This is a genomic window from Methylobacterium sp. GXS13 (genome assembly GCF_001455965.1).
Lineage (GTDB): Bacteria > Pseudomonadota > Alphaproteobacteria > Rhizobiales > Beijerinckiaceae > Methylobacterium.
The window spans coordinates 1-25,143 of sequence record NZ_LKKO01000021.1 but is presented as its reverse complement, the minus strand read 5'-3'; the positions used below and the strand labels follow the sequence as shown (position 1 = coordinate 25,143).

Here is a 25,143-nt window from a genome sequence, read left to right as displayed (position 1 = left end):
TCGCGGGGTCGGTGCTGGCCAAGCTCTGGGCTAGGGCGTGGTGCGAGACCGAGGCTCCCAATGCCGCGAGGCCGAGGGTCGAACGGCGCAGTACGGTCGCGATCATTCGCCGACGATCAGATCCACCACAAGCAGTGCTATCGACATAGGCTTGTCTACGCATCTTCAGCTGCTCGATTTCCCGCAGAAATGAAAACAACGCCGTTGTTCGCCGTGAGAGATCGTTGCTGATCACACCTAACGGCGGCGAACGGTGTGAATTGGCGTAGATTAAATCTCAAAAAATACCCTGATCAAGCAAGATTTTGCAATCTGTAAGTATAATAATAGCCAAAAGTGTTCGTATTTATATGTCAATAACGACCAGAAATGCTTCGAGATGCTTCCGACGATGTCCCGGCTACATTATATAATGGCATGCTTCTTGCTTGCTTCCGCAGAAGTACCATGAGCCGCCGTCGTGGCCGTGCGCGGGGTAGAAGATGTTTCCGTACGCCGTGTGATTTAAATGCCACGACATGGCACTTCGGTTTGCGGTCAGACCAATTGCTCTTGTCCGAACAACACTACGTCTCCCGCCGCTGAACGGCGGCACGGGACCGCTCAGCAGTGAACACGAGGAGGTTCGCAGCGGCAGCGGCGTGGGAGCGGATCCGCACCTGTCGTAAGTGCGAACGGGCCTGGGTCTACGGGCTGCCGCCCTCGGCTGCCGAGCTTGCCACTCCATACCGAAGCGGGTCGCCGATCCTTGCCTTCATCAAGTCCTGTCCCGGCGACGCCCGGAACGGCGTGCGCGTGCATCCGGGCTATCGTGGTAGCGCTCGCATCCCGGAAGGATCTGATCGGTCGTGTCCCCTGGCGTGGTGTCGCTCGCGGAGGGCCACCACGATCACCGGCTTGGGCCGGGACGATCAGGCTGCCAAGGTCGGCAGGCTGACGAGGGGATCATCGCCGATCGGGGCGATGCCTTCCAGGGTGATGTAGCGGGACCGCTGGACGGCCCATTCGTCATTCTGCTCCAGCAGGATCGCGCCGATGAGGCGGGTGATGGCTCCTTCGTTGGGGAAGATGCCGACCACCTCGGTCCGGCGCTTGATCTCGCCGTTCAGGCGCTCCAGCGGGTTCGTGGAGTGGAGCTTGACCCGGTGGGCGGCCGGGAAGCCATGTAGGCCAGCACGTCGGGCTCGGCCGTATCCATCAGGGTCGCGAGCTTGAGGACCTTCGGCCGGAGCTGATCGGCCACCCGCCGCCACTGGAGCCGGGCCGTTTCGGCGTCATCCTGGGCGAACGCCGTGGCGATGAAGGTGGAGACGACACGCCGCCCGCTGCGCCCGGCATGGGCGAGGACGTTGCGCATGAAGTGGACGCGGCAGCGCTGCCAGGTCGCGTTCATGACCTTGGCCACCGACGCCTTGATGCCCTCATGGGCGTCCGAGATCACCAGCTTCACACCGCGCAGGCCCCGGCGGGCAAGCTTGCGGAAAAAGTCCGTCCAGAACGTCTCGGCTTCGGAGGGGCCGACATCCATGCCCAGCACCTCACGACGGCCATCACTGTTCACGCCGACCGCCACGATGACGGCGACCAAGACGATGCGTCCGTCCTGGCGCACCTTCACGTCAGTCGCATCGATCCAGAGATACGGCCACTCACCTTCGATCGGCCGGTCGAGGAACGCGCCCACGCGTTCGTCGATCTCCTGGCAGAGCCGGCTGACCTGGCTCTTCGACACACCCGTGCCGCCCCATGGCTTGGACGAGATCATCGACCGAGCGGGTCGAGATGCCCTGGATGTAGGCCTCCTGGATCACAGCCGTGAGCGCTTTCTCGGCCAAGCGTCGTGGCTCCAAGAAGCTGGGGAAGTACGAGTCCTTGCGCAGCTTGGGGATGCGTAACTCCACCGTGCCGGCGCGCGTCTGCCAATCCCGATCACGGTAGCCGTTGCGCTGGACCAGCCGCTCGGCGCTCTTCTCGCCGTGAGCCGCGCCAGTCAGGCCCCCACCTCCAACTCCATCAGCCGTTCGGCCGCAAAGCCGATCATCTCGCGCAGGAGATCTGTGTCGGCGCTCTTCTCCGTCACGCCGCGACGGCTCATCATCTCGTCGGTCATCGAGGGTCTCTCGGGTTCGGGGTTGGTACTCGCAACCCGACCCTACCCGGCAACCGCCGATGACCACCCCGCGAGAGATCCCGTCTGCTACAGCGCTGTATAGGGCGCGCAGCCGGGCTCTCCTGCTACCGGCGAGCTACACCACCACCCGGGACACGACCGGGATAGGAGCGATGACGCGCTACGATTTTGCCCGGGCGCTTGTTCCGTGTAGGCTAATGAGGGCGCGTGCAAGTCCATCCAGGGACGATGTCATCTCGACTCTGGGCAGACCATCTGCGGTCCAGTATTGTATTTTTACCGTACCCCTGTCACGGATGTGGCGGATCATCATGGGGTCGACCGGCAGGAAGCCGACGCAAAGACTGGCGTCGCAAGACGTGAGACGCAGCACGGTCTCACGGCCTCCGAAATCCAGCGTGACCGTGTGGGCGGGGAAGTCAGTTACCGGTGCGCGCACCAAAAAAACCGGCTCGCCCGACGCGGTGGCAGCGATCGACCAGCTAAACGCAAGACGGCCGTCTGAAGCAGCGATTGATTGCACGATGTTGCAAACCCGACGACCTTTCGCCTCATCACAGATCGATGTCCAGCTCAGGAACCGTTCGAGGACCCGACGAATGCCCGGGCCAACCGGGGCCCCGTCGACGGGCTTCACTTGGTAAGCGGGCTCGGCGACAGAGGCGATCGGCTGATCCTCGGTGAGGCTGCCACGCAGGAACGCTTGCGCCTGAGCCGGCGATAGCAACCCGGCGCCGATCATGAGCGCGATCGCGTAGCCCAGTAGCGATAGCGTCCGCGGCAGCCGCACGTTCGGCATCTCAGTTCAAGGTGAAGCTTGCGCCGGCGCCGATCCCGAAATCGCGGCCCGCCGCGACACCGGTGGCGTTCACCCGCGCTGTCCCGTCCGGCAAAGTGTATCCGACGCCAAAGGACGCGGCAGCCTCGCCGCGCCACGCGCCTCCGCCGGCGGCGACGCTGAGTTTGCCCGGCCGGTCGTCGAAGCGGAGGGCCGCCGCCGCTAGACCGATCGCTGCGCCGCGCCGCGCGTCCGCGCGAGCCTCGCCGACTTGTCGATTGAGATCGACCAGCTGACTGCCGAAGGTGCTCAACTGCTTCTGCAACGGTGCCACGGCGGCATCGGTGTAGGCGGTACTCGCGGCCGAAGCCGTCGCGATGCTTCGGTCGGTATAGGCGTTGGCCTCGGCTCTGGCCTGTGCCACCTGCCCGGTATTGGCGCCATCGGTGGCGAGCACGCCCGCCGCAACGTTACGGATCAACACCGGCTGGTTCGGGTCGCTCCCGGCGAGCGTCATGGTCTGACCGCGGCCGCCGGTGGAGGGATCGACGTCGTATCGGACCCCGAACGTGTCGACGGCGCCGAGGGCGGCGCCGACGCTGGCGTATCTCTGACCGCCGATCATGTAGCTCGGCGCCGTGACACTGCCATCCGCTGCGACGCCGGCCCCGCCACCCAGCGCGCTGGCCAAGTTGGCACCCAGTGTTCGGACTTGGCGCACATTCACCGCGTCGGTGTCCTGGGTTCCGCCGGCCACGTTGGTGATCTGGCGTTCCGCCCCCTCGGCCCCCCCCCAGATCGCGCCCTGTGTCGAGTTCACCGCGACGCCGGAGAAGGCCTCGGCGGCCCCGGCCATACCCGCACGATTGGCCACCGCACCCGCCCCGAGGGCGACGCCCCGGTCTGCGGTCACCGACGCCGCAGGACCGATCGCGACGGAGTCGGCGCCGATGGCCTGTGCCGCAGCGCCGGTGCTCCGAACGGCGACATAGCGGCTGCCGTTGGTGCTGAGATTCGTTACCGCCGCGTCGAGGCCGCCAAGGGCGTTCCCGACGCTGTGGTAGCTCGTGCCCTGGATTACATAGCTGGGGGCGGTCAGCGTCCCATCGCCGGCAACCCCAGCGCCGCCGCCCAGAACCGAGGCCAGGGAGGCGCTGACCGCATAGATCTGGCCGCCGTTGACCGCTTGAACGCTGCCGGCCGCAATCTGGCCCGCCCCGACCCCCGTCAAAGTCCGCGCCGTGCCACTCTGGTTGGCAAGAGACACCCGTGTTCCGTCCGTGGCGCCGCCGATCGAGATGGCGCGCGACGTCGCATCCTGTCGCACGAGACCCGAGGTCCCGTTTTGCAGATCGGAAACGCCGCTACTGACCGCGTAAAGCTGGCCGCCGTTGACGGCCTCGGTCGAGCCTGCCGCAACCAGGCCCGACGCGACGCCACGCAGGGAGACGGCCGTGCTGCCGCCCTTGGCAAGATCAATCACGTTCGTCGGGTTGCCGCTGCCATCCGGTACGTACTGGACGGCAAGAGAGTTGCTCGCCGCGAGAGCCGAACCGACATCGCGGTAGATCTGCCCGCCGACATTGTAGCTCGGCTTCGTGAAGGCCCCCGTCGCCGTGTCGTACGCTGCGCCGCCGCCCAGCGCGTCGCTGCTCGAGCGGAGTTGACCCAGCGTTGCCGCGTCATTGTCGGTCGTCCCGGCGGAGAGGCCGGTGAGCCGACGGGCACCATTGGTCCCGGTGAAATCGACGACGGCGCCATCGGTGCTCTTCCCGACGCTGATGGTACGGGTGGCCTGATCCTGCTGGACGAGTCCGATGCTGCCGTTTTGAAGCGCAGCGACTTTCTGGTTGGTCGTGTAGAGTTGGCCGCCATTGACGGCATCCGTCGAGTTGCTCGAGGTGATATTGCCGGGTCCGACATTGTGAAGCAGCACCGCCTCACCGGTGTTCGAACCGACCAGGGTCACGTCATTCGACGGTACGGCTGGGTTCGCGACGGTCGGGCTTGTGGCGGTCGCATAGCGCAGCGGCAATTGTGAAAGCGCAACGGCACCATTGTCCGTCGTCGCCGGAGCCAGGCCGGTGATCGAAACCGCCGATCCGACCGCACCGCCGCGGGTCAGATCAATGCTGGTCAAGCGCTTGCCGCCGCCATCCGTGTCGTAGCGCAATGCCAAGCTGTCGACTGCCCCCACAAGATCAGGAATCGTGCCGTATTTTTGTGACCCGAACGAATAAGTCGGCGGCGTGTACGTGTTGGATGCAGCGTCGAACGTGCTTCCGAGCGTGGTGCCGAGTGTGTTGCCGAGGCCCCTGAGCTGACGCACGTTGACCGCATCGGTGTCGTTCTGGCCACCCGCAACGTTGGTGATCTGTCGCTCGGTACCGGAGGCGCCGACCGAGAATTCCGTGTTGGCCGAACTCAATGCGTTGCCGCTATACGCCTCCGTGCCGCTAATCGTCCCGCGCAGGGCCATGGCGTTCGCGCCGACTGCAACGGACTGTTTCGACGACGCTTTGGCGCCGCTACCGATTGCCAGTGCCGAACCACCTTGGGCGGACGTGTTGTCACCAATGGCAATGTTGCTCGCCGTCGAATTACCGCCGTTCTCCCCTGCGACGGATAGGCGGCCGATGGCCAGTGCATCCTGGCCGTAGGCACTGGCGATGAAGCCCTGAGCGAACGAGAAGTCACCCACGGCATAGGATTGTCGTCCGAGAGCGATGGCGATATCGCCCGACGCCTGGTTGCTCGTGCCCAGCGACAACGTCGAACGACCATTCGCCGTGTTGCCGTAGCCGATCGCGACCCCGTAGGCGCCGTTGGCGGCGTTGCTGGTTCCAATCGCGGTCGAGTTGTAGTCCGCGTTGCCCGCAGCATTGTTATAGCCAATGGCCACACCGCCGCCGGTGCTGACCGTCGATCGCAATCCGAGCGCGGTACCCGACGGGATCGAGCCGGCATCCGACGTCTCGTTGGGCGGCGTCGTGCTGCCGTTGGAGCCGCCCGCCGGGTTACCGCCCGTCGCGGCACCGCTTATGCCAGTGCCGCTGCTGTCGCGGTAATTGATAATTCCCTGGACTTTCTTCGCCGACTGAGCCTTTGCGCCGGAGCCGATCGCGACAGCGCCGGCTCCGGCCGCCGACGCGTTGAGCCCACCGGCGAACGATCCGGCACCACCGCCGCTCGCGCCTGAGCCGATCGCCGTTGCGTCGGCGCCGCCGCTGTTGGCGTTGTAGCCCCCGGCGAATGAGCGATCACCGCTGGCTGTCGCTCCGGGCCCGATCGCTGTCGCATTATTGCTATCGTTGGGAACGGATCCGCCACCTGCCTGATAGCTTTGAGCGCGGGCTGATCCGGTCAGAAGCAAGCCAAGACCGAGTGCAACGGCGGTCGTATTCAATAAATCTCGGCGGATACACCTGGAAAGCTCTCTATAGGTGTGGCTCATATTCGCTTTGCCGAAACTCAGAGACTTCATTCGATCATTTGGCCGCACCGCATCCCGAGATACGGCCGCCGGCGAACTAATCGCTACTATTTTATACGACCGTCGTATCTAAGTTATATTTGGCAGCTTTCACCGCCGTTATAGATACGTATAGTAGATGAACAAATGGTTATTATAACTAATTCTAACTCTTGATCCTCCAATCGTTAATGCGATAGCATCGCCGGCGATGACGGGAGCAAAGTATGAGGCTTTTATCCGCACCGCCGCCAACACCGGCGCGATTGCCCTCAAGATTTCGTCAGATGAAAATATTCGATGCCGACTGGTGTGCTGATATTATTCGTTAAATATCGGCGCTCTTCAGCGGTGTGCGCATTTCCGGACGTCATAAGCCCGGCTACTCAAAGTTTGCCTGTGCCGATTTGATCCGCGCTCTGTCGAAGGCCGCCCGTCCGCCATATCAATCTGGTCGATCAGCATGGGCTTGGCGAAATAATAGCCTTGCGCGCAACGGATCTGCGTTGCGCCGAGGAGGTAAGCGACCTCCTCGTAAGTCTCGACGCCCTCGGCGACGATCGACATCCCGAGCGCGAGACCCAAGGATTCGATGGCTCTGAGCAAAATCTGACTGCGTGGTCGGTTGTGGATGTCGGTGATGAACGACCGGTCAATCTTGAGCTCATCGGCGGTGATCTCCGCAAGGGCAGCGAGTGACGAGTAGCCCACGCCGAAATCATCGATCGAGACACGCGCCCCGACGGCCCGGATGCAGGGAAGAACCTCGCGCTGGAACAAACCCTTTGTGAAGAAGGCCTCTTCAGTGAGCTCAAGCACGAAGCGGCCGGCCAGGCCGGTTTTGCCAAGGGCCTCGCAAAACTTGGTCATGAACGGAACGTCACAAGCCTGCTTCGCCGCGATGTTAAGACTTATCGTGACGTCGACCCCAAATATCTCATCGATTCGATGGATGCTGCGGATCGTTTCCGATAATATCTGCAGCGTTATCTCGTTGATCAGACCGAGCTCGATAGCGAGGCCAATGAAATCTCCCGGTGCATGAATGATCCCGAGCTCGTCGCGCCACCGTAGGAGTACCTCAACGCCCAGTACCGCGTGCGTGCGCATATCAACTTTGGGTTGGAAGGCGCAACAGAAGCAACGATCGCGAATGGCCAGACGCAACCGCTGCTCGACCGCCATGCGCTCGGTTGCGATGTGGCTCATCGTCTCCTCGAAAAGGCTGACGCCTCCCTTCGCGCAGCCCTTGACTTGGTACATCGCATTATCGGCTTGGCGGCGGAGGATCTCGTACGTCGAGCCGTGGTCCGGGAACAGGCTCAGGCCGATCGACGCCGACGCGAAGATCTCATGGCCGTCGATAAAGCACGGCTGTTTCAGGCGCTCGGAAATCTCCGTGATCTCCGCCAACGTCGTCGCCCGATCCGTGATCGGGTTCAGCAGCAGCACGAACTCGTCGCCGCCAAGGCGTGCCAGCATGTCGCTGGGGCGCAGAGCGCCACGGATACGGTCGGATACCCGGCGCAGCAAGGCATCGCCCGCGGCGTGGCTGTAATAATCGTTGATGTGCTTGAAATTGTCGAGATCGATGAAGGCGAGGGCGAACCGGTCGGTCGGGCCGGCCTGCGCAATGAGATCCTCCACGCTCTGCTCGAACATGGTCCGGTTGGGCAGGCTGGTGAGCGCGTCGATGTAGGCGCGATTGATCAGATCGCGCTGCAAATCGTGGTGATGCGTGACGTCGATCAGGGACGTCAGCGTGTAGGCCTCCTGTTCGACGAGCACGCTTTGCGCCTGAGCCTCGACCATGCGCGCACCGACCTGCTCCACCATGAGCCTGTCGGGATGCAGCAGGGCCCCCCTTGGGAGGTCATGGAGAGCCCGTGGTCCGAGCTCTTGGGCAGCGGCGTTTGCGAGGATACAGCGACCCTGGCCGTTATGGACCACGATCCCGACAGGTAGCGCCTGGATGGCAATTTCCAGCAGGCTCTGCAGATGGGTGACAGATGGCTCGGTCACGATCACCCCTGCTGCCAGAGGGACTTGGCAGTACGCAGGCCAGCTTCGGCCGCGTGTTCGACGCCGTCGAGCGGGCGCCGGAGCAGCCGGCGATGGACTTGGTCGATGGCGCTTCCGTTGCCGCCATCGGCGGCCGGGTCGCGACTCAAGCGCGCCGCGACCGACTGATCGGTATCGACCCCGCTCGCTTTACTCATGGTGGCCCCGCGCCAGCGTTCCACCACCGCGCCGACGAAGCCCGCGGCCGCGATCGCCGCGCCGTTGTCCATGAGCCGCGCGCTCATATCGTTGCGCGGCTGGCGCTCCGGCGGAAGCGGGGTAAACTTGAACCGCGCCGGCATCGGCACGCCTTCGCCGAACGCAATGACCTCACCGGTACCGAGGGACGGAACGAAGGTGAGCAGGTTCACCGCGTCGGACACGGCAGCTGCCAGGAAGGCCTGGTCACGATCATTGGTCATTCGCATAGCGAAGAGCGTGCTGCATTGCGACATGATCGTCGGGTCGAGTTCGGCCGGGCGCTGCGTGACGAGACCGAGGTAAACCCCGTGCTTGCGACCTTCGCGTGCGATGCGCGAAAGCGCGCGGCGCGTCGGCGTAAAACCGATTGACCGGTCGGCGGAGGCATAGCGGTGGGCTTCCTCGCACACGAACAACAACGGGATTGCGCCCTCGCTCCAGATGCCGAACTCGAAGGCGAGGCGGCAGAGCACGCACACGACGGCGTCGACGATCTCCATGGGGAGCCCCCCGAGTTGCATGATCGTCATCGACCGGCCGCCTGCCTCCAACCGGAACAGGTGCGCGAGGATCTCGCCCATCATGTCGCCGCCGACGTTGGCGTTTTCGAACATGAAACCGTAGCGTGGATCGTTGCGAATGGCCTCGATCCGCGTGATGAGCCGATGGTAGTGCATCCGCGTGACGCGGTTTTCCAACCGCCCCATCCGCTCATCGATCAATGCGATCAGATCTTGAAGCACGTACGGAACTGGCGTGTCGACCGTGTAGCCTGCGTTCTTGCCGTTCGAGCGCTTGATGGTCTGTCGCTCGGTCGCCTCTTTGTACTGAGCATATTTGAGCTTCGCGAGCGGAATGACGTCCGCTAAGATTTCGATCTCCTCGTCGACCGGAGGTCGGCCGCCGTAGATCACGTCAGCGATCTCTTCCAGGTTGAAGAACCAGAATGGAAGTTTGAGATTGCGGGGGGTGATCACGTTCGCCTGTTCGCCAAAGCAATTGGCGTACTCGTTGTGTACATCGAGCAGGAAGATGCGAACCGTCCTCTGCGAACGCATGACTTGGTCGAGAATGACCGCGACGCCGCTGGATTTTCCGACGCCTGTTGTCCCTAGGACAGCAAAGTGTTTCGAGAGAAGGTCGTCGATTTTGATGGAGGCCGGAGTATCCGGGTCCTGGACCAATGTGCCGACCGCCGCGACGTTCGACGCGGACACTTCGTATACCACGCGGAGATCGGCCGGTGGGAGCAGAGCGGCCTCGTCGCCGATCGCCGGATAGCAGGCGACGCCGCGGCGGAACCGCTTCGCGCCCATCTCGACGATGAGCTCGCCCAACAGATCCAGGCTGGCATAGGCGCCAGATGGTCCACCGCGATCGCCGCCCGACGACAAGGCGGTAATGACACCGACCAGCATGGCGCCGCCGGCTCGAATCTGAACGAAATTCCCGACCGTCGCGCGAACATTCGGACGCCCTTCCCCGCTCAGCAATCGAAGATGGACCTTCGAACCATCGATCGATGTCACGAGGCCCATCTGAGAAATCGGCGTGTCAGGGCGAATTGTCACGTCGTAGCTCAGCATTTCGCATGTCCTCAAGCGCAAAAGTTGCCCATGCTTTAGAGTCAGCCTGCTTAATTAACGCTCAATAGTAATATACGGCGAGTTCGATGGTTAATTTACTGTTTTGCGCTCGCCTGCCGATTGTTTAATCGGTCGATTTCAAAAAGCAGCTCACGGTCGGCGACGTGGCAGGTTGATATGGGCCTCCCTGGTTGAATAGGCGGACTGTTGAATTAGCTACCATATTCTGGAAATGAAATTTTATAAATGTGATACTTAGAATCAAGATGCGCAATTCATGCCTATCATAGCAATGCTAAGTAATGTAAAACAATGATGGTTTCCCCGTTATCGGTATCGGATGCGCAGCTGAAGTGGCGCTGTTGGTCGTGATGTTGCACCCAGCGCGAAAGCGACAGGCCGACATCGATATCCCGCGGGTAGAAACCGAAAACTTCGACGGCCATGATGGACCGAGTGTTTATTTCGCGATCGATGGCAAAGCATGGTGTGAACATCGACGAGGTCCTCACCAGCCGGAGCAGCGTCATGCAGTCTTCCACGAGCCGGCAGCCGATCGACACGGGCGGCTGGAGCGCGTCTGGCTCGGTCTGAGGCAGCGACGACGTGAGGAACGCGCGGCTGGCCATCTGCTCCTGCGTGGCAATGGGGGCTGAAAGCTTGGAACGGCTGGCCAACTGACGAGCGGCCCGGGAATCAGCGTCCATCCTGGATAGATACGGCGGACCAGGCCGGGCAGCGTGAAATAGCGGGGCAAGTCCAGGTTCAGGTGCTCGAGGACGGTCCGTTCCCGCCCGTTTGAGATCTTATCACCAGGCAACAGCCTGTCCTGCTGACCTCGACGGGATGCAGCCCGGCCTGCCGCTTTTCACAAAAATCCAGATATTTTTACCGGTATCCCGCGTCACGAAACCTACCGAATGGCCGGATATGGCCGTAAGCGGCCTGTCCGCTTAGAAGTAGGCTTGCATCAAAAGCGGACGGGCCCTTACCGACCCAATGTGGTCGACGAAGTCATCGTCCTTCCTGAAAGCGGATCTGAGCGTCCGCCGGCTGGATGACAGGTCGATCTGGCCGCCTCGCATCGAGGGGTGTCGCAGCGCGGGCCTCAGGCGCGACGTCTACGGTCCGCCTGTCGCGCCGGCATCTGGAAAGACACCAGTGCCGCGGCCGGGATCGGCCTCCAGGTCGCGGTCCAATTCTCCAACGTGACCGGATCGGACCGATGGACGAGGTCGAGGAACGCCAAGCCGGCTTCTATCGTCGTACGCTTGACCAAGGGGTTCAGCCGGCCGCCGTTCCAGAGGGAGCGGTCGGTGAAAATGCTGTGCGAACCGCCCTGGAACACGATGAGCGCTTTTTGTGGCGTCGGAATCGCAGCGTAGACGTCAATGCGTTCCTGGACCGGCAAGAAGCGGCCGGGGATGCGGATCGTGTCCTACGTCGTGGTCACGTGGAGGGTGGGAACCTCGACCGACGCTAGAACCGCTGCGAGATCGGTCTCGCCGTAGAAGGGTGGCGCCGAGATGACGATGCTCGCCGTGAAGCGCGTGTCCCGGTATCCGATGGGCTTCCCGTCGCGGATCACCTGGGCGCCGGTGAGGATCAGGGGTGTTCGCCCCGTAGGAGTGGCCGGCCGCGACGATGCGTTTCCGGTCGATGGCGGCATGGAAGGAATTCTCGCGGCTGAGCAGGCGGTCGAGGCCGAAGCTTACGTCCCGCGTCCGCTTGATGGCCTCGCACTCGTCGGCCGCTCCGTCGAGGCGGTCGAGGAGCAGGATCAGATTACCTCCCACAGAGTCTGGTCGCTGCCGACATGCTGGATGTGCAGGCTGGCGGTTCCCCGCGCCGACCATCCCTCGCCAAGGTCGCTGTAGCTCTTCCGCCAGCCGCCGAGCCCATGGGAGAAGACGATCAGCGGGACCGGTCCCTGCCGGTCCGAGGCGGCAGGACAGTAGAGCCTCGCCGGCACCGCGCGGTTACGTGACGGGTCGACCCACTCGAAGTCGATGAGCCGTGCCTCGGCGGACGCCGTCAGCGCCTCTGCCGGCAGGGACGTAAGGCCGCCCTCTGCACCCGCTGCCAGGGCCATAGTGCCGAAGCGCCGGCGGCTGATGCCACGATTGCTTGGAGCTTAGTAGGCGTCCGAGCGTGGCGGGACGTCGGCGATGATGGGCATGAACGTCTCATGATGTTCGACGGCAGGTTGATCGGGCCGGAGCCTTACGGCCTTCGTTGGACGCCTGGAGGGGCAGCGATGGACGTCTAGTCACTATCCGGAGGCGCTTACGGCACGCCCCGTTCAAGACAAGCCATGGGAAGCTGCTACCCCGCGCCTATGATGGGGGCGACGGAGGACCTCGCCGAAGACCGGGGCACATCCGCCGTTCGGCAAGTGCGTGCACGACCATCTCCCCACTGCGCCCCCGGACGACATGCCGCCTCAAGGCCTCCGCCTCGATGCCGTCCGGAAGCACGGGCATCCTGCAGAGGACGGCTTCCGAGACGAGCACGGACCGCTTCGTCTCTCGGCACAAGCCTTCCAGTCGGACGGTCGCGTTCATGACGTCGCCGAAGTAGGCGATCATGTGCCGATCGACCCTTATCTTGGGCGTGACCACACTGCCGCCATGGAGCGCGGCACGGAGTTGCGGGACGAAACCAAACCTCCTGACCCATCGGTCGCGGTCATCGCGGAGCGTTCGTCGGATCACGAAGACGCAGTCGACGCACCTGGCCCGCTCAACGCCGCGCATCAGCGGCCAGGAGATAATCACGTGATCGCCGACGTAGTCGTCGATAGCGGAGACGATGTGCGTCAGTCTCGATGGGGGACGGTGACGACGATTTTTCCGAACTGTTCGTTCGATTCCATGTAGGCGTGCGCTTCGACGATCTCGTCGAGCGTGAAGGTCTTCGCGATGACCGGCTTCAAGCTACCGCCGGCGAACCCATCGCGGATGAATGCCGATGCACGGGCCAGCCGCTCTTTGTCCCGGATGAACTCGAACAAGGTGTAGCCTCGCAGCGTGAGGGCCTTCTGCATGGCGGCAATGACCGGGAACGGCGTGGGCGCGGTGGCGAGCGCGCCGTAGATGAGGATGACGCCGTGGTGGCTCATCGCCTCGGCGAGCTTCTCGACCTGGGGGCCGCCGACCGGGTCGAACACAAGGCGCGCGCCCTGACCGCCCGTCGCGCGGTTGACCTCGACCACGAGATCCTCCTCGGACGTGACGATCACGCGCGCGGCGCCCGCGTCTTCCAACGCCGCCGCCTTGGCGCGCGTCCGGGTCGTCGCGATCGTGATGGCGCCGACGCTGTTGGCAACCTGGATTGCCGCCAGTCCGACGCTGGAGGACGCGGCGGGGATGATGACCGCATCGCCTTGTCGGAGATGAGCGATGTCGATGAGCGCGCCCCACGCCGTGAGGTAGGCCATCCATACCGCCGCGGATTCGAGCGCCGAGAGGCCGTTCGGGCGTCGGACGACACTGTAAGCCGGCACGATGGCCGTCTCGGCGTAGACTCCGTAATCGTTCATGGAAAAGGCCGGGACGACGCTCACGGAATCGCCCGGTGCGAAGCCGTCGACGCCCTCTCCCAGAGCCTCGATGGTCGCGGACGCTTCGTAGCCGAGACGCGCGGGCAAACGCGGAGCCTCGAGGTAGGCGCCCGACCGGAACATCGCTTCGGCGCGATTGAGGCCGATCGCCTCCACGCGTACGCGCATCTCTCCGCGCTGCGGATCGCCGACCGGGAGATCATCGAACTGCAGCACTTCCGGTCCACCGGTCCGATGGAATCGAACCACCCGTGTCATGGCGATGTGTCCTTCCCCGGTTGCGCTGCGGGCGCGAACGGACCCGGCAGCGGGCGCGCGGCGCCCGCTGTCGAGCGGATGGAAGCGCCTGGAGGAGGCGCCTCGTTATCCGCCGGCAACTCAGGCCGACAGTTTCGTCGTGTTGTGCGGATCGATGACGAACTTCTTGGGCGAGCCCTGGTCGAACATCCGGTACGCTTCGGGCGCCCGTTCGAGCGGGATGACCTCGACGTTCACGACCTTTCCGAGATACGGCATGCGATCCCAGAGGATCGCCATCATCAGATCGCGGTTGTAGTGCATGATCGGCGCCTGACCCGCCGAGATGTGGGGCGACTTGATCCAGGCCTTGCCGAAATCGATACGATACGTCCCGGCTTTGGCCTCCGCGTCGACGGCCTCGGGATCGCCCGCCGTGTAGATACCGGGCGCGCCGACGGCGCCGTTGGCCCGAACGACCGTGATCATCGCGTTGAGGACGGCGGCCGGATCCTCTCCGGCGCCCGGTCCGTTCCCGTGCGCCTCGAAGCCGACGGCATCGACGCCGCAATCCACCTCCCGTTCGCCGAGGATCGCCTCGATCTGGTCGGCGAGCGGTGTCTCGGAGGACAGATCCACGGTCTCGTACCCGGCGTTCTTTACCAGCGCGAGGCGCTTGCTGTTGGTATCGCCCACGATGATGCAGGAGGCGCCGAGGAGATGGGCGGAGGCGGCGGCGCACCGGCCGACGGGGCCTGCGCCCGCGATATAGACCGTCGAACCGTATTTGACGCCGGCCTGGATGCAGCCGTGAAAGCCGGTCGGCAGAATATCCGAGAGCAGGGTCAGGTCCTTGATCTTGGACAGCGCCTGATCCTTGTCGGGAAAGCGAAGCAGGTTCCAGTCGGCGTACGGCACCATGAGATAGTCCGACTGTCCGCCCTGCCAGCCGCCGAGATTGAAGCCGTAGGCGCCGCAATCGACCGCATCGTTGACGTTCATGCAGGTGTCGGTGTGGCGCTCCTTGCAATTGCGGCACCGCCCGCACGAAACGTTGAACGGGACCGAGCAGAGGTCGCCTTTCTTGATGAAATGCACGTCGGGCCCGGTCTCGATCACTTCGCCCGTCATCTCGTGGCCGAGCACCATGCCCGCGGGAGCGGGGAACCGGCCGCGGTAGATATGTTGGTCGCTGCCGCAGATGTTGGTGGTGACAATCTTGAGGATCGCCCCGTGCGGCGTCTTGTTGCCCTTGGGATCGACGAGCTTCGGATAGTCGAAGTTCTGAATCTCGACTTTTCTCGGGCCCATGTAGGTAATGACGCGATTGCCTGAGGCCATGACGGTCTTCCTTCCTTCTGGTCTGGATAGAACCGGTTGGATCCGGTGATCCCCTTGGCGCGGTGTCTCAGAGCAGCTTCGTCGCAAGTACGTCGAGCATTTCGATCCGGGGTGGCGCGGCGAAGAGCTCGGGTGTTCGCTCTCTCAAGGCCGCCGCCAGCAGGCCGGAGAGGTGCGCTTGCCGTCCCGCTTCATCGGGAAACGCGTCGAAGATTCCGAACGTCGAGGGGCCGAAGCGGACGCCGAACCACGCGATGGTTCCCGGTTCGTTTTGAACGATGGGCTGGCCGTTTCGCAGAAACGCCTCGACCTCCGCTTCCTTCCCGGGCTTGGCGTCGAGGATGACGAACAGTGCAAACTTGACCATGTGCGTATTCCTTCCGGGTGGGCCGGGGGGAAGCAGGCGTGAACGCCGTTCTCGGACCACGTTGGAACTGATCCCGGGGCCGCCAGAATGCCGAATATGATTACTATGGCGCCATGGATGAAGATCGAAAACCGGATCTAATCTGGCGAATGCTTCAAGATTGCTGCATCGGACGATGGGTGCGGGTCCAATGCCTCCGCCAGTCTTGCAGAATTCGTCCCAGCGCGTACCCTCGGTCGGAGCGGCGGAAGAGCGTTAGATTAGGGGGGCACGCACATTGCAGCCCTGACGCCGGTCAGTTTGACGTCACGTTCGACCATCCGCCGCGCATTCATCGGCAATCTGCCGGCGGATGGCGTCGGGCTGTGCCCGCAGGGCTCGCAGAACCGCCTGCAGCACGTGCCGCAAGCCGCTGACCTGATCGACGAGATCGAGCACGACCGCGATACCCTCGTCGTTGATCCCAAGATCATGCTGCAGATCTCGGATCAGTTGGGCCCTGGCTAAATCGATCTCGCAGTAATGCCCGACGCCCTCGCGGAACGACGGGACGAGCGAGCCGGTCTGGAGCCAGATCTGAAGTCGATCGGGGCGAAGATCCGCCCGGGCTAGAAATTCGCGCTCGTCCATACCATCCCCCTCTTCACAAACCCCGAGGCCACTCGGCGACCAGTCGTTCGAGCTCGGGATCGGGCCTGTCCGGCAGCTTGATCAGCAGCTTGACGTAGGCGTCGCCGGCTGTGCCGTCCGTCCGCGGAACGCCCTTGCCCTTGAGGCGCAGCACTTTTCCGGAATCGCTCCACTTCGGAACCGTCACAGTCACCGGCCCCGCAGGGGCCGACACCTCGATCCGGCCACCGAGCACCGCCTCGCGCAGCGGAACGCCCTGTTCGAAATGGATGTCGTCGCCCTCGCGTCGGAAGACCGGGTGCGGAAGGACGCCGATCTCGATCAAAGCATCGCCAGGCGGCGCGCCACCCTGACCCGGTTCCCCCTTGCCGCGCAGGCGGAGCGTCTGTCCATCACGTATGCCCGGCGGGATGCGGACGTCGAGCGTCGAGCCGTCCGGCAGGGTCACCAGGCGGGTGGCGCCGTTGACCGCATCGAGAAAATCGAGGCTCAGCTGATAGCGCACATCGGCGCCACGACGCTTGAGCGTCGACCGACCCCGGCGTCCGAAGATCTCGGAGAGGATGTCGTCGGCATCGAAATCCGCAAAGCCCGCATCGCTCGTATAGGCTTGGTCGGCCGATGCCTCGGCAAAGTCGCGATAGTAGCGCTGTCGGGGCCGCTCGACGCCCGAGATGTCGATCTCGCCGCGATCGAAGCGCGCGCGCTTATCCGGATCGTTCAGCAGATCGTAGGCGCGCGACACGTTCTTGAACTGCTCTTCCGCCTCCGTATTGCCGGGGTTCAGGTCGGGATGGAGCTTGCGCGCGAGCTTGCGGTAGGTTTTCCGGATCGCCTCCGGAGAGGCATCGGTCTTCACGCCGAGAATCGCATAGGGATCGTCGCTCAAGGCTTCCTCCCTGCGCCGTCTTGCGGCGAAGCGCGCAACCCGTTGGGGAAGGCGCCTAATTAATGCTGCTTCGACGTCGCGTTCTCACGGTGATCGCCCCAGGACGCTCCGCGGCGGGTCACGATCACGCGGGCCGGTCGCAGCAGCCGGTCGTGAAGGACGTAGCCCTCCTCCATGACGTCAGCGACGGCCCCAGGCGCAATCGATGGGTCGTCGACCTCCATCATGGCCTCATGCCGCGATGGGTCGAACGGGGCGCCAAGGGCATCGACCCGCTGTACGCCGACGCGCTGCAGGACTCCCATGAGCAGCCGCTCCGTGGCCCGCACCCCATCGATGAGCGACGCGCCCTGGGACGAGGGCTGCTCCGATGCGACGATGGCCCGGCGCAGATTGTCCAGAACCGGCAGAAGCTCGCGGGCGAGGCTGGTCACCGCGAATTGCCGCTCGTCCTCCAGATCGCGCTTGGCTCGACGCCGCGTATTCTCGGCTTCAGCCAAGGCCCGCAATGCGCGGTCCTGAAGCGCGGCGTTCTCGGCCTGCAGCGCTGCGGTCTCGCCCGCGCCCGACTCGGGTGCCGCGCTCGCCACGGGGGCATCCGGGGGTGAGGGCTGCTTGGCGGATGCGGTCGGAGAATCCGCGTGATCCAACGGTTGCTCGGCCATCCCATGCCTCCTTCCAATGTGGATGATGTCAGGCTGCTTGAGCCAAGGTCGAGCCGTTGACGGTGATCTGTCCGTTCAAGACTAGAACCGGGACCGTACTACCGTCCTTGATCACACCCGTGAGCAGCATCTTGGCCAGCGGGTTCTGCAGATGGCGCTGGATCACGCGCTTGAGGGGACGTGCGCCGTAGACCGGATCGTAACCGGCATTGGCGAGCCAGTCCTTGGCCGGGTCCTCGATGTGCAAGGCGATCTTCCGCTCGGCCAACCGTCCTTCGAGGCCTTCGAGCTGGATGTCGACGATCCGGCGCATGTCGCTGCGGCCCAATCGGTTGAACAGGATGATCTCGTCGAGCCGGTTGAGAAATTCCGGCCGGAATGCTCTGCGCACGACCTCCATGACCTGCTCGCGGGCCGCCTCGGCCGGCTGGCCCTCCATCAGGGCGGCCAGGAACTCGGCGCCGAGGTTCGACGTCAAGACGATGATCGTATTGCGGAAATCGACCGTGTTGCCCTGCCCGTCCGTCAGCCGCCCGTCGTCGAGCACCTGCAGCAGGATATTGAAGACATCCGGGTGGGCCTTCTCGACCTCGTCGAAGAGGATCACCTGATAGGGTCGCCGCCGGACCGCCTCCGTCAGAACGCCGCCCTCCTCATAACCGACATAGCCAGGCGGTGCGCCGACGAGCCGCGAGACCGCGTGCTTCTCCATGAATTCGGATATGTCGATGCGCAGCATCGCCCGCTCGTCGTCGAACAGGAATTCAGCCAGTGCCTTGCACAATTCGGTCTTGCCGACCCCGGTCGGCCCGAGAAACAGGAAGGATCCGATAGGCCGGCCCGGGTCCTGCAAGCCCGCGCGGGCCCGCCGAACCGCGTCGGACACGGCGACGACCGCCGGTTCCTGGCCCACGACACGCTGCGTGAGCTTGCTCTCCATCGCGATCAGTTTGTCGCGCTCGCCCTCGAGCATCCGCGTGACGGGAATGCCCGTCCAGCGCGAGACGACGGCGGCGATATCGTCGGCCGTGACCTCCTGCTTGATCAGCCGGCCCTGGCCCGCCTGCATGGCCTCCGCGAGGCGCTGCTCCAATTGCGGGATCACGGCGTAGAGGAGTTCGCCTGCGCGGGTCAGGTCGCCGCGGCGTTCCACCTGCTCGAGCTCGATCCTGGCCTGCTCGGCGCGCTCCTTCAGCTGCTTCATCTCGCCGAGCTTCGCCTTCTCGGCCTGCCATTGAGCGGTCAGCTCGGCCTGCTTCTTCTCCAGCGTGCCGAGCTCGTCCTCGACCTTGGTCAGGCGCTCCCGAGCGCCCGGATCCGTCTCCTTCTTCAGAGCTTCCCGCTCGATCTTCAACTGAATCACCCGGCGGTCGATCTCGTCGAGCTCCCGGGGCTTGGATTCCGCTGCGATCCGGAGCCGGCTCGCGGCTTCGTCGACCAAGTCGATCGCCTTGTCGGGGAGGAACCGGTCCGCGATGTAGCGGTGGGACAGCGTGCTGGCGGCGACGATCGCGTTGTCGGTGATCCGCACGCCGTGATGGAGCTCGTACTTCTCCTTCAGGCCGCGCAGGATGGAGATCGTCTCCGCGACCGAGGGTTCGCCGACGAAAACCGGCTGAAAGCGGCGGGCGAGCGCGGCGTCCTTCTCGATATTCTTGCGATACTCATCCAGGGTGGTCGCCCCGATGCAGTGCAACTCGCCGCGGGCCAACGCGGGCTTGAGCATGTTGGAGGCGTCCATCGCCCCCTCGGCCTTTCCGGCGCCGACGAGGGTGTGCAGCTCATCGATGAAGAGGATTACGTCCGCCGAAGCCGTGACCTCCTGAAGGACAGCCTTCAACCGCTCCTCGAACTCGCCCCGGTACTTCGCGCCGGCCAGGAGAGCCCCGAGATCGAGGGACAGGAGACGCCGATCCTTCAAAGTGTCGGGGACGTCGCCGTTGACCATGCGCTGGGCAAGCCCCTCGACGATCGCGGTCTTGCCGACGCCCGGCTCGCCGATCAGCACGGGATTGTTCTTGGTCCGGCGTGAGAGAACCTCGATGGTTCGCCGGATCTCCTCGTCGCGTCCGATGACCGGATCGAGCTTGCCCTGGCGGGCATCCTCCGTGAAATCGCGTGTGTACTTCCTGAGCGCATCGTAGCCGTCCTCGGCCGACGCGCTGTCGGCTTTACGCCCTTTGCGGAGCTCGGCGATCGCGCCGTCGAGTGCCGTCGGCGTCACGCCCGCCTCGCGGAGGAGCTCGCCTGGCCTGTCCGGAGCCTCGGCCAAGGCGAGCAACAGGTATTCGACCGTGACGAAGCTGTCCCCGGCCCCGCGCGCGCGCTCCTCGGCCCGGTCGAACAAGCGCGCGGTTTCGGGCGCCAAGAAGATCTGACCGGCCCCCCCGCCCTCGACGCTCGGAAGCTTTGCCAGGTCGCGGTCCAGCGCCGTCGCGAGCGCATCCGGGCGGCCGCCCGCGGCCTGGACCAACTGCTTGGCCAAGCCGTCTTCGTCATTGAGCAGCGCCTTCAGGAGGTGCAGCGGCGTAAGTCGCTGGTGGCCGTTGCGCTGAGCCAAGCTCTGCGCAGCCTGGATCGAGCCCTTGAGGTGATCGGTGTAGGTGTCGATCTGCATTGCTGACCCCCGATGATTGACGCTCGCGGCGCGGCAAGGCCTCCCATCCGGCTCGGGCGCACGGAACTGGCGCGTCCGAGCCGGCATCCATGTCGGTCGAAAGCGCTTTAATGGGCGCCCTGGTCCCGGCGACCGTGCTCCTCGAATTCCGCGTCGACCACCTCAGACTGCGCGCCGTTTCCACCGTCACGTGCGCCGGCTCCTTCGGGCGGAGCGCTCACGATCTGCGCCAGCTGCTGAGCCAGCTGCGACAAGCGCTCGGTCGCCTGCTTGATGCGGTCGACGACCTCGCTGCCGATCGCCTCACGCAGAGCCGCAATCGCCTCCTGCAGCTCCGTCTTCAGACTGCTTGGTACGCGCTCGCCGGCCTCGTCTCGGCTGCGCTCGGCGGTATAGATCGCCGCGTCGGCTTGGTTGCTCGCATCGGCCAATTCTCGGCGCCGCTTGTCTTCCTCGGCGTGGGCCTCGGCTTCCCGCACCATGCGCTGGATCTCGCTCTGTTCCAGCCCGCCCGAAGCCTGGATCCGGATCTGCTGTTCCTTGCCGCTGGCTTTGTCCTTGGCCGCCACGTTGACGATGCCGTTGGCGTCGATGTCGAAGGTCACCTCGATCTGCGGCGTGCCACGGGGCGCCCGCGGGATGCCGACGAGGTCGAACTGGCCGAGCATCTTGTTGTCGGCCGCCATCTCGCGCTCGCCCTGGAAGACCCGGATCGTGACGGCGTTCTGGTTGTCCTCGGCCGTCGAGAAAGTCTGGCTGCGCTTCGTCGGAATGGTTGTGTTGCGCTCGATCAGCTTGGTCATCACACCGCCGAGCGTCTCGAGGCCGAGCGACAGCGGGGTCACGTCGAGCAGCAGCACATCCTTGACGTCACCCTGGAGCACGCCGGCCTGGATCGCGGCACCGATGGCGACGACCTCATCCGGATTGACGCCCCGATGGGGTTCGCGCCCGAAGAGGTTCTGGACCGTCTCTTGGACCTTCGGCATCCGGGTCTGGCCACCGACGAGGACGACCTCCGCAATGTCGGACGGCAGCACGCCAGCGTCTTTGAGTGCCGCCTGGCACGGCCCGATCGTGCGCTTGATCAGGTCGTCGACGAGAGCTTCGAGCTTGGCGCGCGAGAGCTTGACGGTGAGGTGTTTCGGACCCGCCTGATCGGCCGTGATGAAAGGCAGGTTGACCTCGGTCTGGGTCGCCGAGGACAGCTCGATCTTGGCTTTCTCGGCGGCATCCTTGAGACGCTGCAGCGCGAGCTTATCCTTCGTCAGGTCGATGCCCTGCTCGTGCTTGAACTCGGCCGCAAGGTATTCGACCACGCGGTTGTCGAAGTCCTCGCCGCCCAGGAAGGTGTCGCCGTTCGTGGACTTCACCTCGAACACGCCCTCGCCGATCTCCAAGATCGAGACATCGAAGGTGCCGCCACCCAGGTCGTAGACAGCGACTCGGCCGCTGCCCTTCTTGTCGAGGCCGTAGGCGAGCGCTGCGGCCGTCGGCTCGTTGATGATGCGCATCACTTCGAGGCCGGCGATCCTACCCGCATCCTTGGTGGCTTGGCGCTGCGCGTCGTTGAAGTAGGCCGGGACCGTAATGACGGCCTGCGTGACGGGTTGCCCGAGCTTCAACTCTGCGGTCTCACGCATGCGTTGCAGGACATACGCGGAGATCTGGCTGGGGCTGTAGGCTTTGCCCTTGATCTCGACCCAGGCGTCGCCATTCGGTCCGGGTACGATCTTGTAGGGCACCATCGCCATATCTTTTTCGGTAATCGGATCGTCGTAACGCCGCCCGATGAGCCGCTTGATGGCGAAAACGGTGTTTCCCGGATTGGTGATCATCTGCCGCTTGGCCGGTTGCCCAACCAAAACTTCCCCGGACTCCGTGAAGGCCACCACCGACGGAGTCGTGCGCCCGCCCTCGGCATTTTCAATGACATTGGCTTTGCTGCCATCCATCCAAGCGACACAGGAGTTGGTCGTGCCGAGATCGATGCCGATCGCTTTTGCCATGGGGGATACTCCTTCGTGCCTGCGCGTTGCAGACCGATCGAAACCGAGTCGGTTTCTACTGCCGAGGGCTGCGTGCGGCGGTGAGCGGATGCTAGATCCTGCTTGGCTCGATGATCTGATGCCGATCAGTTTTTCTGAGATATATTGAATTTTGCGAGAGATAATATTTGTAGGGCTCGGCGTATGACCGGTCGTGGCGCCGGCCGGCACCGGCGTCGGGGGCTTATGTTGACAGGACAGCGCACAGGTCTCGCGCTGATCAGCAGTGTGAGGGAGCGACGATCGCGTTGAGCCTATCACCCGGGGGAAGGTGTTTGGGCGGGATCTTCTATCTCCGAGAGCGCGAGCTAATGCCTGAAACGCACAGACTGAATGGCATCCGCCAGATGCTGATAGTCGAACGGCCCATCATGCCGATGGCCGTTGATGAAGAATGTCGGAGTTCCGTTGACGCCGCTTCGAATGCCGCCCTGAAAATCCTGCGCCACCTTCGGTGCATAGGTGTTCATGGCAAGGGCCGCCTCAAGACTGCGCTCCGACAGGCCGAGCGCCCGGGCCGCGTCCATGAGGAACAGCAGGCTCAACTGATCCTGATGCGCGTAGATCGCGTCGTGCATGGCCCAGAACTGGCCGTGCGCCCCCGCGAACTCGGCGGCTTCCGCAGCCGGCCCCGCTTGAGGATGGATCTCGGTCAACGGGAAATGGCGGAAGACGTAAGTGAGGTCGTCGCCGAAATGCTTGCCGAGCCGCAGGACCTGAACATGCGCGAGGCGGCAGTATGGACATTCGTAGTCGCCGTATTCGACGAGCACGACCCGCCCGTCGGCACCACCCCGGATGTGGTCAGCTGCCGAAACCGGCACTCTAAGTTCGGCCATGGCTTGTCTCCTGGTTCTCGAGCCGATCCAGCGCATCGAGAATGCCGTCCGCGCCGGGGTTGACGGCGATCGGGGAGCGGTAGCTCCAGAAGATGATCCCGTCCCGATCCAGGACGAAGAGCGCCCGCTCGCAGACACCTTCGCCATTGCGGTAGGCGCCGTATTGCGAAGCGACGGCGCCCTTCGGCTCGAAGTCCGCGAGCAGCGGAAAATGAAGGTGGCGTGTCTCGGCGAAGGCCTGATGGCACCAGGCACTATCGACGGAAATTCCGACGACTGCGGCGTCGTACTTCCTGAATTCCGGCAGCACCTGATTGTAGAGCGCCATCTGATCTCCGCAAACGGGGCTCCAATCCGCAGGATAGAATGCCAGAACAATAGACCGTCCGCGCAGGTCGTCGAGCGACAACGTCTGGTCGGGTGTGACGTGCAGCGTGAAATCGGGCGCCGAAACCCCGGGCGCCAAGAGCTGTCCCATCAAGAGCTGTCCCATCCGGAATCTCCTCGAAAGCCTGCAGAGCGGCCAGTCCGCACCTGACCTCCGCGTGTTGATCGCTGGCGTTACCAGGACGGGCGAAGACGAAGGGGGATCTTGCTTCAGGTGGGCCGCGTCGCCCTGACGGGCGTCAGTCCCTTGCGGTTTCGTGTGCCTGCGCCCGGAAACGGGTCCCAGGCCGCACAGGGCGGCACTCATCGGTGCCCGGACGGGTCCGGGATAGTCCCTAGGAGCCCTCCGCATTGTGCGAAATGCGACAATGCCCGATCTACGAGGCTCACGAGGGGGGAGCATCATGCTGCAGTATGGTCACGGCGTGCCCGCTCCCGTCCCGCACGAGACCTGGGCACCCGCCTTGGACCGGGCCGCCGGCGACCTCACGCTCGCGCACATCACCCCGCTGGGGCGGGTCGATCATCACGCTCCGGGCGCGACCCTATACGCCGAAGGCGATAGCGGAGATTTCGTCTATGGCGTGATTGCTGGGATGGTCCGCACGATCAACGTCAGCCGCGACGGCCATCGCGTCGTGCGCGGGTTCCATCTCTCCGGGGAGTTCTTCGGGATGGAGCGCGCTCACCTGCATGCTTCGTCTGCCGAGGCGGTCAGCGACACGTGGGCCGTACGCTGTTCCCGCTCCCGGTTGGACGCGCTCGCGGCGTCGGACTCGCAGATCGCGAATGCGCTCTGGTCGTGGCTGCTTCGGATGGCGGCGCGCGCCGAGGATCTCTCCGTGCTCGGTCGCGCCAGCGCCGCTGAGAAGCTCGCGTATTTTCTCATCGACTTCATGGGCAGGGTTTCGGCTGCTCGATCGATCGAGCTGCCGATGTCGCGGACCGACATCGGGGATTACCTCGGCCTCTCGAGCGAGACCGTGAGCCGGACATTCACCACGCTGCGCCGCGACGGGCTGATCACCACGCACGGGCGCTACGTGATCCTCCTCAATCCGGGCGCCCTCCAGCGCATGAGCAGCGGGCTGATGCGCCGGCCGAGCTAGCGCGCTCGCCGCCGAACCGGCATCCGCTTCGGCGGCGAGCGCTTAGAAACAAGGACGTAGAGCCGTTCCTGATTGCAGCGCGGTCGGGAACGGCTCTAGAGGCTGTTATGGACCTGGGTCGGGCTGATGCTCAGATGAGCGGGGATGAGCGCGACCCGCAAGCTGTATCCGTCCGATGTTTCCGATGAGGAGTGGGCGCTGGTTGCGCCCTACCTGACGCTGC

General features: G+C 64.1%; 20 protein-coding genes and 1 pseudogene. 1 reads left to right on the top strand and 20 read right to left on the bottom strand.

Translation table 11 applies throughout. The annotated features are described in order from the left end of the window. Positions 1 to 911: 911 nt before the first annotated feature. The 20 genes and pseudogenes from AO398_RS06705 to AO398_RS06620 all read right to left on the bottom strand — a co-directional run bounded on the left by AO398_RS06705 (position 912) and on the right by AO398_RS06620 (position 23,917). Positions 912 to 2,110: pseudogene (locus AO398_RS06705) on the bottom strand (IS256 family transposase). Positions 2,111 to 2,291: 181 nt separating this feature from the next. Continuing rightward, positions 2,292 to 2,930: an invasion associated locus B family protein gene (locus AO398_RS06700; protein ID WP_058191245.1), complete on the bottom strand. Its 639-nt coding sequence runs from the start codon at positions 2,928 to 2,930 to the stop codon at positions 2,292 to 2,294. A gap of 1 nt (position 2,931) precedes the next feature. Then, entirely contained in the window at positions 2,932 to 6,315 is a 3,384-nt protein-coding gene (locus AO398_RS06695) for a YadA-like family protein (protein WP_160329314.1), read from the bottom strand. Positions 6,316 to 6,726: 411 nt separating this feature from the next. Continuing rightward, positions 6,727 to 8,409, bottom strand: coding sequence for an EAL domain-containing protein (locus AO398_RS06690; protein ID WP_244498689.1), 1,683 nt, complete (start codon positions 8,407 to 8,409; stop codon positions 6,727 to 6,729). After that, a complete protein-coding gene (locus AO398_RS06685) occupies positions 8,406 to 10,229 on the bottom strand; it encodes an ATP-binding protein (protein ID WP_058191243.1) in 1,824 nt (607 codons plus the stop codon). Before AO398_RS06685 ends, AO398_RS06690 begins: the two co-directional genes overlap by 4 nt. Positions 10,230 to 10,513: 284 nt before the next feature. After that, the gene (locus tag AO398_RS06680; protein ID WP_152997440.1) at positions 10,514 to 10,936 is read right to left on the bottom strand and encodes a hypothetical protein; all 423 of its coding nucleotides are present in this window, start codon (positions 10,934 to 10,936) and stop codon (positions 10,514 to 10,516) included. A 401-nt stretch (positions 10,937 to 11,337) separates the two neighbouring features. Beyond that, a complete protein-coding gene (locus AO398_RS28150; RefSeq protein ID WP_152997439.1) occupies positions 11,338 to 11,640 on the bottom strand; it encodes a hypothetical protein in 303 nt (100 codons plus the stop codon). A 27-nt stretch (positions 11,641 to 11,667) separates the two neighbouring features. Further along, a complete protein-coding gene (locus tag AO398_RS28145) occupies positions 11,668 to 11,898 on the bottom strand; it encodes a hypothetical protein (RefSeq protein ID WP_152997438.1) in 231 nt (76 codons plus the stop codon). 111 nt (positions 11,899 to 12,009) lie between these two features. Then, positions 12,010 to 12,321, bottom strand: a complete 312-nt coding sequence (locus tag AO398_RS28140) for a hypothetical protein (protein ID WP_152997437.1) — start codon at positions 12,319 to 12,321, stop codon at positions 12,010 to 12,012. A gap of 244 nt (positions 12,322 to 12,565) precedes the next feature. Further along, complete coding sequence (locus tag AO398_RS06670) at positions 12,566 to 13,006, bottom strand: hypothetical protein (protein ID WP_244498688.1); 441 nt, start codon at positions 13,004 to 13,006, stop codon at positions 12,566 to 12,568. A 41-nt stretch (positions 13,007 to 13,047) separates the two neighbouring features. Continuing rightward, a complete protein-coding gene (locus tag AO398_RS06665; protein ID WP_058191241.1) occupies positions 13,048 to 14,049 on the bottom strand; it encodes a zinc-dependent alcohol dehydrogenase family protein in 1,002 nt (333 codons plus the stop codon). A gap of 120 nt (positions 14,050 to 14,169) precedes the next feature. Next, positions 14,170 to 15,369, bottom strand: a complete 1,200-nt coding sequence (locus AO398_RS06660; protein WP_058191240.1) for an alcohol dehydrogenase catalytic domain-containing protein — start codon at positions 15,367 to 15,369, stop codon at positions 14,170 to 14,172. A 67-nt stretch (positions 15,370 to 15,436) separates the two neighbouring features. Beyond that, the gene (locus tag AO398_RS06655) at positions 15,437 to 15,736 is read right to left on the bottom strand and encodes a hypothetical protein (RefSeq protein WP_058191239.1); all 300 of its coding nucleotides are present in this window, start codon (positions 15,734 to 15,736) and stop codon (positions 15,437 to 15,439) included. Between the two features lie 306 nt (positions 15,737 to 16,042). Beyond that, a complete protein-coding gene (locus tag AO398_RS06650; RefSeq protein WP_082643155.1) occupies positions 16,043 to 16,366 on the bottom strand; it encodes a chaperone modulator CbpM in 324 nt (107 codons plus the stop codon). A 13-nt stretch (positions 16,367 to 16,379) separates the two neighbouring features. Continuing rightward, positions 16,380 to 17,255: a J domain-containing protein gene (locus AO398_RS06645; protein WP_058191238.1), complete on the bottom strand. Its 876-nt coding sequence runs from the start codon at positions 17,253 to 17,255 to the stop codon at positions 16,380 to 16,382. A 59-nt stretch (positions 17,256 to 17,314) separates the two neighbouring features. After that, positions 17,315 to 17,845, bottom strand: a complete 531-nt coding sequence (locus tag AO398_RS06640; RefSeq protein ID WP_058191314.1) for a nucleotide exchange factor GrpE — start codon at positions 17,843 to 17,845, stop codon at positions 17,315 to 17,317. A 103-nt stretch (positions 17,846 to 17,948) separates the two neighbouring features. Continuing rightward, positions 17,949 to 20,537, bottom strand: a complete 2,589-nt coding sequence (clpB, locus tag AO398_RS06635) for an ATP-dependent chaperone ClpB (protein WP_058191237.1) — start codon at positions 20,535 to 20,537, stop codon at positions 17,949 to 17,951. A 107-nt stretch (positions 20,538 to 20,644) separates the two neighbouring features. Beyond that, positions 20,645 to 22,546, bottom strand: coding sequence for a molecular chaperone DnaK (gene dnaK / locus AO398_RS06630; protein ID WP_058191236.1), 1,902 nt, complete (start codon positions 22,544 to 22,546; stop codon positions 20,645 to 20,647). A 347-nt stretch (positions 22,547 to 22,893) separates the two neighbouring features. Continuing rightward, on the bottom strand, positions 22,894 to 23,424 hold the full coding sequence (locus AO398_RS06625; RefSeq protein WP_058191235.1) for a DsbA family protein: 531 nt from the start codon (positions 23,422 to 23,424) through the stop codon (positions 22,894 to 22,896). Then, positions 23,411 to 23,917, bottom strand: a complete 507-nt coding sequence (locus tag AO398_RS06620) for a redoxin domain-containing protein (RefSeq protein ID WP_244498687.1) — start codon at positions 23,915 to 23,917, stop codon at positions 23,411 to 23,413. The genes AO398_RS06625 and AO398_RS06620 overlap by 14 nt, the downstream gene beginning before the upstream one ends. A 358-nt stretch (positions 23,918 to 24,275) precedes the next feature. On the opposite strand from AO398_RS06620, the gene AO398_RS06615 reads away from it, so the two are divergent. After that, positions 24,276 to 24,920, top strand: a complete 645-nt coding sequence (locus AO398_RS06615; protein ID WP_160329313.1) for a helix-turn-helix domain-containing protein — start codon at positions 24,276 to 24,278, stop codon at positions 24,918 to 24,920. The last annotated feature ends 223 nt before the right edge of the window (positions 24,921 to 25,143 follow it).